We start from the raw sequence: 13,085 nt of genomic DNA, 5'->3' as shown, positions 1-13,085 counted from the left end.
TATTGTTTTATGTGTCTGTCCCTCCAATCCGCGCCCTTGCAAGGGCGCAATACTCGGCGTTTATCTCAATGCCTATATAATGCCTGTCAAGCTGCTTTGCGGCTGCCCCCGTCGTGCCGCTGCCGAAAAAGGGGTCAAGCACAACGCCGCCTTTCGGACAGCCCGCCTTGATACAGGTTTCGGCAAGTTTTGGCGGGAACGCGGCGAAATGCCCGCCCTTGTAGGGAACGGTATTGATAAGCCACACGTCCCGCCTGTTCCGCATGGTCGGCATGAGGGCTTCGTCGTAGTAGCTGCCGCTTCGCGCCCGGTTAAGCCCCTGTACGTTCCCCTGTCCGGGTACTTCGTCCGCATATTTCTGTCCCGCGCTGCGCCCGGTGCGGTACCGCGCCGCCGTTGTGGGGGCTAACGGCTCGGCTATGGCGGCTGCGTCATAAAAATACTTCTTTGACTTCGTAAGCAGAAAGATATGTTCATAGCAGCGGGTAGGGCGGTCTTTCACGCTCTCCGGCATGGGGTTTTCTTTCTGCCAGATAATGTCGCTCCGTAAATACCACCCGTCAGCGCGTAGGGCAAAGGCTAAAAGCCAAGGGATACCGATTAAGTCCTTTTGTTTGCAGCCGGAAACGCGGTTGTTTCTTGCAATCTGCTGTCCGTTTCTGCCTTTCGGGTTCTTCGGGTCTGCATGGTAGCCTTTATTTCCTGTGCCGCAGTAGGTGTCCGCGATATTCAGCCAGAGCGTACCGTCAGAACGCAGTACCCGGCGCAGCTCGCGGAAAACCTCGGTCAGCCTGTCAATGTACTGCTCCGGCGTGTCCTCCCGCCCAATCTGCATATCAAGCCCGTAATCCCTAAGCGCATAGTAGGGCGGGCTTGTGACGCAACAGTGTACGCTTTCCTCTGGAAGCTCCCGCAAGGCATAGAGCGCGTCCCGGTTGATGATTGTGTCAGTTTTCAGCCCGTTCATGCTTCGCCCACTTCCTCCGGCTTCGTCGTCATTACCCGGTAAAGCTCGGTGTCTTTCGGGAAGCGGTCTACAAAGGGCAGCACCACGTTCCCGTAGAAGATAAGCCCCTCGCCCGCTTCGGTGTGGGTGACATACTTCATCTGCTGCGGGGAGATGTTGAGCTGCTTTGCAAGGATAGCCCGGTCGCCCGCCGCCTGATTGAGCATGAGGACAAAATCAGAGTTTTCAAAGATATTCTCCACTTCGCGGGAAGCAAGCAAATCTTTGACGTTCTGCGTGATTGCTGTGGGTATGCCGCCCCATTTTCTGAAACGCTTCCAGATTTCAACGGAATAGGCGGCGGTCTGTTCCTCTTTCAAGAGAAGATGAAATTCGTCCATAAAATACCGGGTGGATTTCCTTTCTGCCCGGTTGACGGTGACGCGGTTCCATACCTGGTCCTGCACAATGAGCATACCTAATTTTTTGAGCTGCTTCCCAAGCTGCTTGATGTCAAAGCAGACAAGGCGGTTTGAAAGCTCTACATTCGTCCTGTGGTTAAAGACGTTAAGGCTCCCGGAAACATAAAGCTCCAACGCCGCCGCGATACGCGCCGCTTCCGGCTCCGGCTGCTTCAAAAGCTCGTTGTAGAGGTCGCCCAAGATAGGCATTTTCTCCGGGTCGGGGTCTGCAAGGAAAGGGCGGTACACGTTCCTAACAGCGCGGTCAATGACGGTCTTATCGACGGGCTGCAAGCCCTCCTTGCCGCCTATGACAAGCTCGCAGAGGGAGAGGATAAAGTCGGATTTCAGCGCAAGGGGGCTGTCGTCCTCGCTGTAATTGAGGTTAATATCCATAGGGTTCACATACTGGGGCTTCCCGTCAATGCCCTTGCCCGTAGGCGATAACCGTATCACTTGCCCGTCAAGCCGCTGCACAAGGGAAAAATACTCTGCTTCCGGGTCGCAGATAATTATGTCGTCGTCGGTAATGAGGAAAGCGTTTGTCATTTCCCGTTTGGCGGCAAAGGATTTCCCGCTTCCCGGCGTACCCAAGATTAAGCCGTTGGGGTTCTTTAGCTGCTTGCGGTCGCAGAGTATCATGTTGTTAGACAGGGCGTTTAAGCCGTAATACAAAGCCGCGCCCGTCTGAAAAAGCTCCTGCGTGATAAAGGGGATAAAGATAGCGGTGCTTGACGTGGTAAGCCCTCTTTGAATGGGGATAAGGTTCTCCCCAAGCGGTACAGAGGACATAAGCCCCGCTTCCTGTTGGTAGTCAAGGCGGGTTAAGGCGCAGTTGTTCTTCTGTGCAATGCCCGCCGCCGCGAATACGTCATTTTCCAGTTTCCTTTTTGTGTCTGCCATGTTCACCACAAGGAACGTCAAGAGGAACATTCTTTCATTCCGGCTCTGCAAGTCCTGTAAGAGGTTCTTCGCTTCGCTGCCGAAAGTGGCAAGGTCGGACGGGATTATATCCATGTCGTAGCCGCTGCGTACCGCTTTTTTCTGTTCTTCGATTTTCATTTTGTCAAGGTCGGTGATTTTCCGCTTGATTGTCTTTATGGCTTCGGTCTGGTCGATACTGTGGATATGCAGATTGACGATAACGCCCGTTTCCAAGTCCAGAATGTCAGATAAGATACGGTCGTTTAATTCCGGCGCAAGGATTTCAAGGAATGAAACCGCGCCGATTTTGCGCCCCATGCGGAAATACCGCCCCTCGCCAAAACGGAAAGAGGACGGGGCGATAAAGTCCTTTGTGGAAAGCCCGGACGGGGCAAGCCATGAAAAATCAAAGGCAAACTGCCCGCCCTCCGGGTGGAAAATGCCATGCAGCATTTTAAGGCGTTCATAGCCTGTCATGGGGCGGGCAGACACGCCCAAGAGCTTAAAGTTGTTGAGTACGTCCGTTTCGATACGGGCAAGGCGGGATTTCGCCGCGCCCAGACTGTCGGCTTCAATGGCAAAGGTGATATATTTTGCTTTGACAAGCCCGTTGTTGCCCTTTGCAAGCTGGTTTTTCAGCATATCCCGGTATTCTGTGCGGATAGAATTGAAAGCGTCCTCCTGTGCCGGGATATTGACCGCCTTTTCCGCTTCGCCGCGCTGCGTCCCCTGATTGATGAAAGAGAGCTGCACCGAAACGGAAGCGTCAAAGTAGTTGAGGAAGTCGCACCAGTTCTCAAAAATGGCGGTCTTGTCGTCTGCCTGTGCAAGCTGATAGTTAATATCTTCAAAGGCGACGGTCTTTGAGTATTTCCGTCCCGTAACCTTGCAGATACCGTCCGGGTACATCTGGATATAAGGGATTGTCTGCTGCGCGGTGTGCGCTTTCCCGTCGCCCTTTGCCTGTCTGATGATTTCCGCAATCTGCTTTTTCTCGGCGCGGGTGAGCTTGCGGGGCGGGTTAGGCTTTGCGCTTCCCGCCGCGCTGTTTCTTCGTGTTTCCTTTTGCAATCGCTGATACCTCCTTTTCAAGTTTTCTCTGCCGTTCTAAGACGGAATAAAAGTTGTCTGTCCTGTATGGTCGTTCTTTGGGGGCTATGAATTTCGTCTGAATGATGTTCTTCACCACCACTTCAAGGGGCTGTCCATGCTTCTCATACATGGCAAAGAGGAAACAGGGCAGCATGACGGCAATCATAGCCATAGACGCAAGGCTTGTGCCTGTGCTGTCTTTGAGCAGAAAGAAAAGCGGCAAGCCGAACAGGAGAGCCGCCGCAAAACATACAATCTGCCGTTTGGTAAGGTTGAACGCTACTTTTGTCTTGACTTTGGATAAGTCTTTGGGTACGGGTACATACGCCAAGTGAAAACCTCCTTTCTCTGGGTTTGGTGTTGCTGTAACTTCCCATAAGGGTAATCAAGGCAAAGGTCAATCTATGCCCTTTGCCCGCCCGTATTATATGGGGGTTATCCGCGTCAAGGTCGGGTCGTATTTTCGCCGCTTCGCTCTGAAAATCTCCACCCTGCCCTTGACACGCCGCTAATGCGCGGAGAATATCGACTTCGCCAGTGCGCCGGATTTGAACAGGGAGAAACAGAGGATAACGGTATAGGCTGCAAGGGAGAATATCGCGCTGTGCAGATTGTCCGCTATTATCATGTTGTTTACCAGAACCGCGTAAATGCCGACGCATATCATAATGAGGAAGCCTTGAAAACCGATAGCGAACAGGGATTTGAGGTAGTTGTTTCCTATCTGCCCCCATTCCCGGTTCGTCATTGTTGCAAACGGGATAGGCGATACCGAACAGTAAAGGTAAATCTCTATCATGCGCCCGTAGAGGATAACGGTTATCAGTACGGACATGATTTTCATGCACAAGCTCACAAGGCTTGTTTCCATGACAAGTAAGAGCAGTTCGGGGATTTCCATAGCGTCAAGCCCGTCCTGCATGGAAGCAAGGGCGGCGGCAACATCAATCTCTGTGCTGCCGCCGATTACCCCCGCCGCGCCGGAAACAACGTGCTGCGCCATATCGAACACCGCCATAGTGATGTCAAAGGTGTGCGTCACAAGGTAGACTGCCACAAACGCCTTGAACACCCACTTGAAGAACATGGAAGTGTCAACGTCGTGCATATTGTTCTTTTCCGTTACCATGCTGATAAGCTCATAGCATAGGACGTAGGTAATGACAAGCCCCGCAATGGGTACGATTACATTCTCACTAAGGGTCTGTATCATGGAGAATATATTTGCGTTCCACCCTTGCGGGGTCTGCCCTACCTCTGCGGCGATAGTGCCGACTTTCTCGTTTACGTCCCCGAACATAGTTGACAGATTACCGTTTATGGCTCCTATGAGGATTTCCTTTATCCATTCGTTAATCGCGTCAAGTATGCTCTGCATAAGCCTTTACCCGCGCTTCTTAACCGAACAAGCCGGAAAGCAGCGGTACAAGGGTCATGCCGATAAGGGCAACGCCGCCGCCCGCCATAAGCTGTTTTATCCCTAATTAGGAGTAAAACCTTGCTCGATGGCGGGCGGCGGCGTGTCAAAAAATATATGGAATTGTTTTAGAACCGCCCCGGCGGGAACAGGTCATCCTTTGACCTGTTCCACCTCCGGGATGGGTTTGAGATTGAAGTGAATTTCGATAGAAATGTGTCGTGTCTTATCGCTGTCGATGTGTTCATGGACAACGATTTCTTTAATCAGGCGGTTTAGGGTGGCTGCGTCCAGCTCCGTGATGTCGGCATATTCCTGAATGGCGTCCACCCATTGTTTGGCGTCCATTGCCAGCCGCATTTCATCAGCCAGCTTCTTGCGCCCCTGTGCAACCCGTTCTTTCAACTCGACCTGTTCCTTCTGCGTCTTGTCCAGCATGAGATTGAAGTTGGCTTCGCTGATCCGTCCGGCAACCATGTCCTCATAGAGCCGCATCACCATCTTTTCCAGAACATCAATCCGTTCCTCGTCTTTTGTCAGGGAACGCTCCAACGCTTCCCGCTGGCCTTTCTGCTCGGCTTCGCAGGTGTTGGTCAGTTTCCCGGCAATGGCTTCCCCATCGGTCAGGGCAGCCTTGGCGCACTCCCGGATTTTGTTCAGGACAAGGTGGTAAAGGGTATCGTATTCCACCCGGTGCTGGGTGCAATGGTTCTTGCCGAACGCCCCATAGGTCTTACAGGCGTAAATCTGCTGCGGGTGCTTGGCGTGGGTGGTGCGGATGGTCAGCGACTTGCCGCACTCGCCGCACTTGATAAGCCCGGCAAACAGGCTGGTTTCCCCATCCTGCCGGGGACGCTGGCGGGATTTCAGCTTGTCCTGCACGATGGCAAAACTCTTGCTGTCAATCAACGGTTCGTGCCGTTCCTCCACCACGATCCAGTCCTGCGGCTTCTTCTCCCCAATGGTGCCGATTTTGAAGCGGTAATCCTTCTTTTGGGAAGCTATCGCCCCGGTATAAACGGGATTCATCAGGATGTCCTTTATCACGGAGAAGTCCCACATATACCGCCCGTTTTCCGGGTCTTTCTTTTCCCATTTGGTGCGGACATTGCGGAAGCCCCGTTCCCGGTTCCACCATGTAGGGCAAGGCACTTTCTGTTCTTCCAGCCTGCGCCGGATGAAGTTGGGGCCGTGTCCTTCCAGCGCCCAAAGGAAGATTTGCCGGACAATGGGGGCGGTTTCCTCGTCCACCAGCAGGTGGTTTTTGTCCTCCGGGTCTTTCCGATACCCAAAGGGAGCCACACAGCCGGTAAACTGGCCTTGCTGGGCTTTCAGAAGATATGAGGAATGTACCTTCTTGGAAATATCCTTGCTGTACATCTCATTCAGGATGTTCTTGAACGGCGCAATGTCGTTGTTGTCCCGCATGGTGTCGATACCGTCATTCATGGCGATATAGCGGACGCCGTGACGGGGGAAGAAGTCCTCGATCAGTGTGCCGGTCTGCAAGTAATTTCGACCCAACCTCGATAAATCTTTCGTTATCACAAGATTTATCTGCCTGCGCTCGATGGCTTTTAACATCCGTTTCAGGTCGGGACGCTCCATATTCAGCCCCGTGTAGCCATCGTCCTGATAGACTGCCACAACCTCCCATCCCTGCTTTTCGCAGTAGCTTTCCAGCATATCCCGCTGGTTGGCAATACTGGCGCTCTCCCCGTCAAGGTCATCATCTTTGGAAAGCCTGCAATAGATGGCCGCCCGGAAGCTGCCCGCCAGAATTGCGTCCATGCCTGTGTATTCATATCCGTTCATCATAACCGTTTACCCGCACAATCCAGACGGAACACGGTTCTTCTGAACCTCGTCTTTATTATACCCTAAATCTTGTGTTTTCGCAAGATTTTCCTTACCGGTATTCTGCCCATATTTTTGGGCAATCAGGCTCACAAAGACATCCGCTGCGTCCAGCTCGCCGTCAAAAACTGTGGTAACATGAATCTCTGTTTTCGTTTTTGCCATAGGCAGTTGTCCTCCATAATAGAATAGCCAGACAAGGAGAAGGTCGGCAACGAAGTCCGGCAACGGGCTTCAAAAAACCTCAAAACCATCTCTGTCTGGCGGTTTGGTTACAATTTATATTTTCTTTTATTTTTCTGTTGCTTTGGTTGCTGATAGGGGAAAAAGCCCGCAGCTACGGGGCTTTCCCCGGCAACCAGCCCGGCAACGGGAGTGCAACAAAGTCGGCAACGGGGTGGGATTTTCAGAAAGGAAGCTCCATCTGCTCTGTGACCTCCACAAATCCCTCCGGGATTTTTTCGGCTCCGTTGCTGGTATCCGTTGCCGGGGCTTCACGCTCCCAGCCCTTCTGCCTGCCGTATTCCGGGAACATCCGGGGATTGGAAAAGTAGTGCCAGCCTGTGACACAATGGTTCATAATGTCGTTGACCTCCCGGATTTCCCATTGTTTCGGCTCGTCAAAGGAGTGGTTCAGGGCTTCCCGGAAAAGCTGCTTGGAACACACCATGCTGCCGGTGTAGCGGTCAAGGTAGGCTTGGATCATCCCGGCCTTGGTGTCCTCCGGCATGAAATCCCGCTGGTGTTCTTTGAGATAGCGCACCATTTCGGGGCTGAAAGACAGCTTAAAATCCCCGCTGCGGTAAATGGTCATGGCTTCCGCCCATAGCTGCTCCATGTAGGCTCTGGAAGCGGCTTCATCGTCCAGAATATGAACTTCCGCCTGTTCCGGGTACACCATGACCGGCAGAAAGCGCCGGTTGCCGGAACGGTCAAGGGGCAGGAAGTCCAGGGCGTTGGAAGTGCCGCCGAACACGCATTGCCGCAGCCTGTCCTCCGGGTGGGTTTCGTATGGGATTTTATAGACCTCCTTCTGTCGGCTCAAAAAAGACTTGATTTCCTCAATGCTCTTGGCGTTTGCGGTGGCGATCATCTCCGACATCTCGATAATCCAGTGACCTTGCAGCTTGCGGTACACATTGTCATCGTCCAGCTTGCGAAGGTCATCGGAAAACCACTCGTCTTTCACAGCCAGCAGCCGGAAAAAGGTGGATTTTCCGGCTCCCTGACCGCCCACCAGACAGAGCATGACCTCAAACTTGCAGCCGGGATGAAATGCCCGGTGGATGGCTCCCAGCAGGAACAGCCGCAGGGCTTCATAGGTGTACTGGTCGCTGTCGGCTCCTAAAAAGTGGTGCAGACAGGTACGGATACGCTCGGTTCCGTCCCAGGTCAGGCCGTTCAGGTAGTCCCTGATGGGGTGATAGCTATTTTCGTTGGCAACGATCCCGATGGCGGCGGCAATCTTCTTTTCGCTGGTCAGCCCATAGGTTTCTTCCAGATACAGGAGCAGATAATTCATGTCCGTGTCCGTGATGGCGGTGCCGGTACGGTGGTAGCCGATGGGCTTGATGATGTCGGTGCGCTCCGTCAGCAGATTTTTGGCGATTGCCCCGGAAAGTAGCGGGTCATTCTGAAAGACGGTCAGGCAGTTGCGGATACTGTTGCGGACGCCGCCTTTCTCGGTGCTTTCCAGCATGGCTTTGACTTCCTCAACGCTCCGGGGCGGCGGTGCTTCTTGCATGGTCTGTTCTGCGGCCTGCCGTATCTCCGGCGGTAAGCTCTGCCATTCGTCTTTCAAGATTGCTCACTTCCTTTCCACAGTCAATGATAAGGGCTGCCCGTTCCTCCATGTCCGGGGAGAGCAGCACATCCAGCAGATAGTCCACATAGTCCTGCTTTTGCAGGGCTTCCACAAACAAAGGGTGGAAATCCTCGTCTGGCGTCTTGGGGGCATAGTCCCGTTTCCAGCGGCGCAGCAGGTTTCGATAGTCGCACAGCACCCGGAAGCAGTACCGCTCCATGCGGCGGAACCGCTGTTCCGGGGTTTCCTGCCGGGGCTTCCTGTGGCGGGGCGGCTCCTTGTCCTCATAGGGGATAGAAAACTCCTGTGCCAGCATGAGGGCGGCTTCCTTGGGGCTGACAGCTTCCAGACGGGAAACAAAGTCGATCACATCCCCGTCTGCCTGACAGCCGAAACAGTGAAAGCGCCGGTCAACCTTCATGCTTGGGTTTTTGTCTGCATGGAAGGGACAGACGCACATCCCGTTCCGTCCCACCCGGATTCCGAAATGCTCGGCAGCCTGCCGGGTGGTAACAGACTGCTTGACAGCTTCAAATACATTCAACTAAATCCTCCTGAAAATAAGAAAAGCGCCTGTCATTCTCGAAAAGAAAATGGCAAGCGCCTGTTAAAGTTCCATATCCTGTTTTTTCTCTGTGCGGGGCTGCTGGCGTTTCTCGGCCTGTTCCTCCCGGATACGCTGCGCCCGGCCTTTGACTGCCTGCTGGATGGACGGTTTCTTGCCCGGTTCGGCGGTCTGGCGGTACTGCTCGGACGGAAGCACCTGATTGAGCCAGTGGCGCACATCCCGGAGAATCTTCACATCCTCCTGCACCGCCGACAGGCGTTCCCTGTACTCGGCCACCTCTCCGGCAAGCTGCGTCCGTTCCTCGTTCAATTTCTTGGTGCTGTACTTGGTTCCCTCCAAATGCACCTTGAAATAGCGGACAGCGGCATTGTAGGTGTCCAGCTCGTCCCGATGGGCGGCGGCAAACTGTTCCTTTGGCTTCTTAAACCGGATGGCAGCATATTCCGCATGAACCGGCTTGTGGGCTTCAAAGTTGGCGATATGGGAAAGCAGGGTGTCGATCTCCTTCATACGCTTTTCCTTCGGCTTCATCTCTGCCCGGATAGAAATGGCCTGCTCGCTGACGGTATCCAGATAGGAGTCAAGGCTCTCCACGGTGGACAGCTCCTTTTCCCGCAGATAGCGAATGGCGTCCATAACCTTGTTGAAGTCATTTACAGTGCCTTTGAGCTGGCCTTTGCTCGTCCAGCCGGTGCGCTCCTCCCGGCGCAAATCCAGATATTTGCCCAGCAGCTCCGGCAGGGTGGGTTCCTTCGCTTCCTGCAAGGTTTCCAGCAGGGCGGCCTTTTTCTCCTTCAGGTCTGCGATCCAGCCTTTCAGGTGCCGCACCATCTGACGGATAGACTTCATGAGCCGGTTGGCGGCGGTAATGTCCCGGTTCAGATTGCCAATATTGGTCTGTATTCCTCGTTTCTCCATCTGGCTGACCGCTGGCCCCATGTGGACGGTGGGGATTTTATCAAGCCCCTGCCGCTCATAGGAGCGAAGGTCAAGGCGCTCCGGGCTGCCGATGGCTTCCAGATAGCGGTTAGCGACATCCGCCCAGCCCTGCCGCCATATCTCCCCGTACTTCTGGTCGTTCCAGTCCACGGTGTCCTCCTTGTGGCTTTTCCAGTTCCCGGACGGGAGCCGGATACGCTCGCCGTTCTCGTCAAGGTCATAAACCTTCCGGCTCTTGGGAAGCCATTTTCCAGTTTCGTCCATTGCCCGCATGGTCAGCAGGATGTGGGCGTGGGGATTCCCGTCCCCCTTGTCGTGAATGGCAAAATCGGCAATCATGCCTTTGGAAACAAAAAACTCCCGGCAGTAGTCCCGGATCAGGTCGGCGTGTTGCTCTGGGGGAATTTCCCTCGGTATGGCAAGCACGATCCTGCGGGCAAGCTGGGAGTTCCATTGTTTTTCTTGTGTCTCGGCGGCGTTCCACAAGGTATTGCGGTCTGCGTACTCCGGCGGGGCGTGGGGCGGCAGCATGATTTCTGTGTGGACGATTCCTCGTTTCTCGGAATAGTATTTCTGCTTCTGGTCGTACTCGGAAAACAGCCGTTCGCCGCTCTGGTAAGCTGCGGCGGCTACGGCTGACTGGCGATTGCTGCGCTGGACGATTTTTATATCATGGTGGGGACAGGGCATAACGGCTTCCTCCTTCCTGTGGTTGATTGGATGGGTTGGTGGTTTACCACCTCATTTTGGGCAAAAGAAAAGCAGGAAACCGTTTCTGATTTCCTGCTCGGTGGTGCCACTGGTGGCGGCTGATATTTTTTAGGATTGCTACTTTGCTTTACGATAAAAAGCGATACAGACAAGTGCTAAGACCATTGGAATAACAGCATATCCCGCATTTACACTACCTGCATTATATAGAACATATCCAGCCCCAACAAAAGTCAAAACAACAAATAACACACTCAATGTAAACATTATCTTTTTCATTGAACGCCTCCCTTCAAAATTCCGATTTGTCGCTGGCTCTATTTTTGCTACTTGCTACGGGACTTCATTCCTCTTTATTTAGATTGTGGCGTTTCCTATTACAAAGCGAACCTAACAACATACCGATTGCAGAGATTATTGCTCCAGCTACAATCATTCCAAATTCTGGAGCATTCAGTTTGTTAAAAGTTATATTGTTTGCCATCTTAAATGTGCCGTATTCGGCAAGCATATACATTACGCCAAAGAAAAGGGTAAACGCCCATTTTCCTTTTCCCCAGAAGTTATTTTTACCAATCACAACAGACACAATGAATGTTGTTACAGGAAGAATAATCCAAAGGAACATCAAACTGTAACCCATGGCGTCGCTTCCGCTTGTAAAGAACCAGAACACAATCATTGCAAATGCCCAAATCAACAGATAGGAGAGAATTGTAATAATTTTGTTTCTGTTGGCGTTGCTTTTCACAACATTTGTACTTTCTTCAAGATAATCATAATAGGTTTTCATTTTCTGTTCTCCCTTCAATAAATAGTCAAGAGAGACATCGTAGCATTCGCTCATTTTTATGACACTAATGATATCCGGATAGGATTTTTCATTTTCCCAATTTGAGATGGTCTGACGACTCACTCCTAACAATTCAGCAACCTGTTCTTGCGTTAACTTTTTCTCAAGTCTGGCTGCCTTGATTTTGCTTCCAATGTCATGCTCCATGCCACTTGCCTCCCTTGCACTTTTATTGTAGGAAAAGTCCCCCGTATCGTCTACCAAATGGCTTTGACATCACTTATAATGTGTGTCAAAATCTTTTGACAACGGCATAAAAACCAATTTATCGTTAATTTATTATACTATGATTAGCATCCTTTGGGAATAGATGAATTGTAGACTTGCTGGACGGGAACAACTTACAGCGCAAGATGTTTCCGGGTGGCAAGTCCACAAAGGGGTAGCTGGCGCAGCCAGCGCAGGGGAAGTGTAGCGTCCCCTGCGATAGCTGAACAAGCCTGCTGATAAAAAGAAAAACCTGAGTAGCGTTCAAGCTGCCCAGGTTATTTTTTGACCTGCGTGTTCATTGTTCCAATGCCCTTTCTGACAAGCATTGATTATTTGGTGATCCAGTTTATGAAAGTAGCGACTTTATCCAAATCCTCATCACTTAAAGTTCTCAACTGTTCACAGAGCTTATGATAGGTGGAATCATCATCTTCCAATGGAGCGAAAAATTCCGCCGGTGTCATGTTGAAGTACGCTATGATATTGAAAAGTTCTTTGAGCGATGGCAAGGCCGCTCCACTGGTCACACCTCGGATATAAGAGCCGCTTTTTCCTAATTCCAAACTCATACGATGTTCGGAAACATCTCTGGCCATCCGCAGTTCGGTAATGCGGCTTCTGATAAAATCTTCGTATGGCATATCAACCATTGCCTTCCCTCCCTTCGGTAATTATTCTATTACGAATCAGGAGAGTGCATTGGTAGTGGTAAAATCAATTTGTGCTTTATCATCCCTTTCATTGGTAGTATAATTATCAATATGAAAAAATGTTGATGATTACATTACTAATCTGTCCTGCGGAGGGGATTTTATGCGGACATTTACGGTCAGTTTCTTTGGACATCGACAAATCGAAGCCCCGTTTCAAGTTGAATCACAGTTGGAAAAGCTCATTTCTCAACTGCTGCAACAGAATGAATTTGTAGAATTTCTTGTCGGTCGGGAAGGAGAATTTGACCAGCTTGTATCCTCGACCATACGCAGGTGCAAAAGGAACATTCGTGATGATAACAGTGCGCTTATTTGGGTCATGCCGTATCCTACCGCCGAATTTCGTGACAACGAAAGTTCATTCCTTGATTATTACGATGAAATTGAAGTTTGCGAGCAGGCGGCGGCAGCACATTATAAATCCGCATTTCAAATCCGAAACCGGGAAATGGTTGACCGTTCCGATATGGTTATTGTGTACATCGAACATTCATCCGGCGGCGCTTATCAGACCTTTCGGTATGTGCAAAAGTCTGGAAAGAAATACATCAATATAGCTGCGGAATCAGAGGGGTTCCGCTAAAGCTGAG

The 13,085-nt window shown here is 51.7% G+C and carries 13 protein-coding genes and 1 pseudogene; 1 reads left to right on the top strand and 13 read right to left on the bottom strand.

Annotated features, from left to right (window positions below; genetic code table 11):
• Nucleotides 1–7: 7 nt before the first annotated feature.
• The 13 genes and pseudogenes from LK436_RS11970 to LK436_RS11910 form a co-directional block, all read right to left on the bottom strand.
• Nucleotides 8–967 carry a DNA-methyltransferase gene (locus LK436_RS11970; protein ID WP_002569173.1) on the bottom strand — a complete coding sequence of 320 codons (960 nt, stop codon included), beginning with the start codon at nucleotides 965–967 and terminating at the stop codon, nucleotides 8–10.
• Complete coding sequence (locus tag LK436_RS11965) at nucleotides 964–3,402, bottom strand: VirB4-like conjugal transfer ATPase, CD1110 family (protein WP_002569172.1); 2,439 nt, start codon at nucleotides 3,400–3,402, stop codon at nucleotides 964–966. Before LK436_RS11965 ends, LK436_RS11970 begins: the two co-directional genes overlap by 4 nt.
• On the bottom strand, nucleotides 3,353–3,754 hold the full coding sequence (locus LK436_RS11960; RefSeq protein WP_002569171.1) for a PrgI family protein: 402 nt from the start codon (nucleotides 3,752–3,754) through the stop codon (nucleotides 3,353–3,355). The genes LK436_RS11965 and LK436_RS11960 overlap by 50 nt, the downstream gene beginning before the upstream one ends.
• 177 nt (nucleotides 3,755–3,931) lie before the next feature.
• Nucleotides 3,932–4,801, bottom strand: coding sequence for a VirB6/TrbL-like conjugal transfer protein, CD1112 family (locus tag LK436_RS11955; protein ID WP_002595174.1), 870 nt, complete (start codon nucleotides 4,799–4,801; stop codon nucleotides 3,932–3,934).
• Between the two features lie 19 nt (nucleotides 4,802–4,820).
• Nucleotides 4,821–4,904: pseudogene (locus LK436_RS11950) on the bottom strand (Maff2 family mobile element protein); the annotation flags it as partial.
• A gap of 89 nt (nucleotides 4,905–4,993) precedes the next feature.
• On the bottom strand, nucleotides 4,994–6,658 hold the full coding sequence (locus LK436_RS11945; RefSeq protein WP_008395968.1) for a recombinase family protein: 1,665 nt from the start codon (nucleotides 6,656–6,658) through the stop codon (nucleotides 4,994–4,996).
• A gap of 6 nt (nucleotides 6,659–6,664) precedes the next feature.
• Nucleotides 6,665–6,862: a hypothetical protein gene (locus tag LK436_RS11940; protein ID WP_015536493.1), complete on the bottom strand. Its 198-nt coding sequence runs from the start codon at nucleotides 6,860–6,862 to the stop codon at nucleotides 6,665–6,667.
• 241 nt (nucleotides 6,863–7,103) lie between these two features.
• Nucleotides 7,104–8,441 carry a virulence-associated E family protein gene (locus tag LK436_RS11935; protein ID WP_008395965.1) on the bottom strand — a complete coding sequence of 446 codons (1,338 nt, stop codon included), beginning with the start codon at nucleotides 8,439–8,441 and terminating at the stop codon, nucleotides 7,104–7,106.
• On the bottom strand, nucleotides 8,410–9,045 hold the full coding sequence (locus LK436_RS11930; RefSeq protein WP_008395964.1) for a CHC2 zinc finger domain-containing protein: 636 nt from the start codon (nucleotides 9,043–9,045) through the stop codon (nucleotides 8,410–8,412). The genes LK436_RS11935 and LK436_RS11930 overlap by 32 nt, the downstream gene beginning before the upstream one ends.
• 63 nt (nucleotides 9,046–9,108) lie before the next feature.
• Nucleotides 9,109–10,698, bottom strand: coding sequence for a MobQ family relaxase (gene mobQ / locus LK436_RS11925; protein WP_008395962.1), 1,590 nt, complete (start codon nucleotides 10,696–10,698; stop codon nucleotides 9,109–9,111).
• A gap of 138 nt (nucleotides 10,699–10,836) precedes the next feature.
• Complete coding sequence (locus LK436_RS11920) at nucleotides 10,837–10,998, bottom strand: hypothetical protein (RefSeq protein ID WP_166460513.1); 162 nt, start codon at nucleotides 10,996–10,998, stop codon at nucleotides 10,837–10,839.
• Between the two features lie 64 nt (nucleotides 10,999–11,062).
• The gene (locus LK436_RS11915; RefSeq protein ID WP_044930674.1) at nucleotides 11,063–11,719 is read right to left on the bottom strand and encodes a helix-turn-helix domain-containing protein; all 657 of its coding nucleotides are present in this window, start codon (nucleotides 11,717–11,719) and stop codon (nucleotides 11,063–11,065) included.
• 392 nt (nucleotides 11,720–12,111) lie between these two features.
• Nucleotides 12,112–12,432: a helix-turn-helix domain-containing protein gene (locus LK436_RS11910; RefSeq protein WP_008395958.1), complete on the bottom strand. Its 321-nt coding sequence runs from the start codon at nucleotides 12,430–12,432 to the stop codon at nucleotides 12,112–12,114.
• Nucleotides 12,433–12,595: 163 nt separating this feature from the next.
• On the opposite strand from LK436_RS11910, the gene LK436_RS11905 reads away from it, so the two are divergent.
• Entirely contained in the window at nucleotides 12,596–13,078 is a 483-nt protein-coding gene (locus LK436_RS11905) for a hypothetical protein (protein WP_008395957.1), read from the top strand.
• Nucleotides 13,079–13,085 lie beyond the last annotated feature (7 nt).

It is taken from the genome of Clostridium sp. M62/1 (assembly GCF_020736365.1).
Lineage (GTDB): Bacteria > Bacillota > Clostridia > Lachnospirales > Lachnospiraceae > Otoolea > Otoolea saccharolyticum_A.
The sequence above is the reverse complement of the archived record's forward strand: the minus strand, read 5'-3'. Positions and strand labels throughout refer to the sequence as shown.

What these genes read in the sequence shown, in the direction of transcription:
- LK436_RS11970 (WP_002569173.1), bottom strand. Translation starts at nt 967, where the DNA reads ATGAACGGGCTGAAAACTGACACAATCATCAACCGGGACGCGCTCTAT.
- LK436_RS11955 (WP_002595174.1), bottom strand. Translation starts at nt 4,801, where the DNA reads ATGCAGAGCATACTTGACGCGATTAACGAATGGATAAAGGAAATCCTC.
- LK436_RS11945 (WP_008395968.1), bottom strand. Translation starts at nt 6,658, where the DNA reads ATGATGAACGGATATGAATACACAGGCATGGACGCAATTCTGGCGGGC.
- LK436_RS11940 (WP_015536493.1), bottom strand. Translation starts at nt 6,862, where the DNA reads ATGGCAAAAACGAAAACAGAGATTCATGTTACCACAGTTTTTGACGGC.
- LK436_RS11935 (WP_008395965.1), bottom strand. Translation starts at nt 8,441, where the DNA reads ATGCAAGAAGCACCGCCGCCCCGGAGCGTTGAGGAAGTCAAAGCCATG.
- mobQ (WP_008395962.1), bottom strand. Translation starts at nt 10,698, where the DNA reads ATGCCCTGTCCCCACCATGATATAAAAATCGTCCAGCGCAGCAATCGC.
- LK436_RS11920 (WP_166460513.1), bottom strand. Translation starts at nt 10,998, where the DNA reads ATGAAAAAGATAATGTTTACATTGAGTGTGTTATTTGTTGTTTTGACT.
- LK436_RS11915 (WP_044930674.1), bottom strand. Translation starts at nt 11,719, where the DNA reads ATGGAGCATGACATTGGAAGCAAAATCAAGGCAGCCAGACTTGAGAAA.
- LK436_RS11910 (WP_008395958.1), bottom strand. Translation starts at nt 12,432, where the DNA reads ATGGTTGATATGCCATACGAAGATTTTATCAGAAGCCGCATTACCGAA.
- LK436_RS11905 (WP_008395957.1), top strand. Translation starts at nt 12,596, where the DNA reads ATGCGGACATTTACGGTCAGTTTCTTTGGACATCGACAAATCGAAGCC.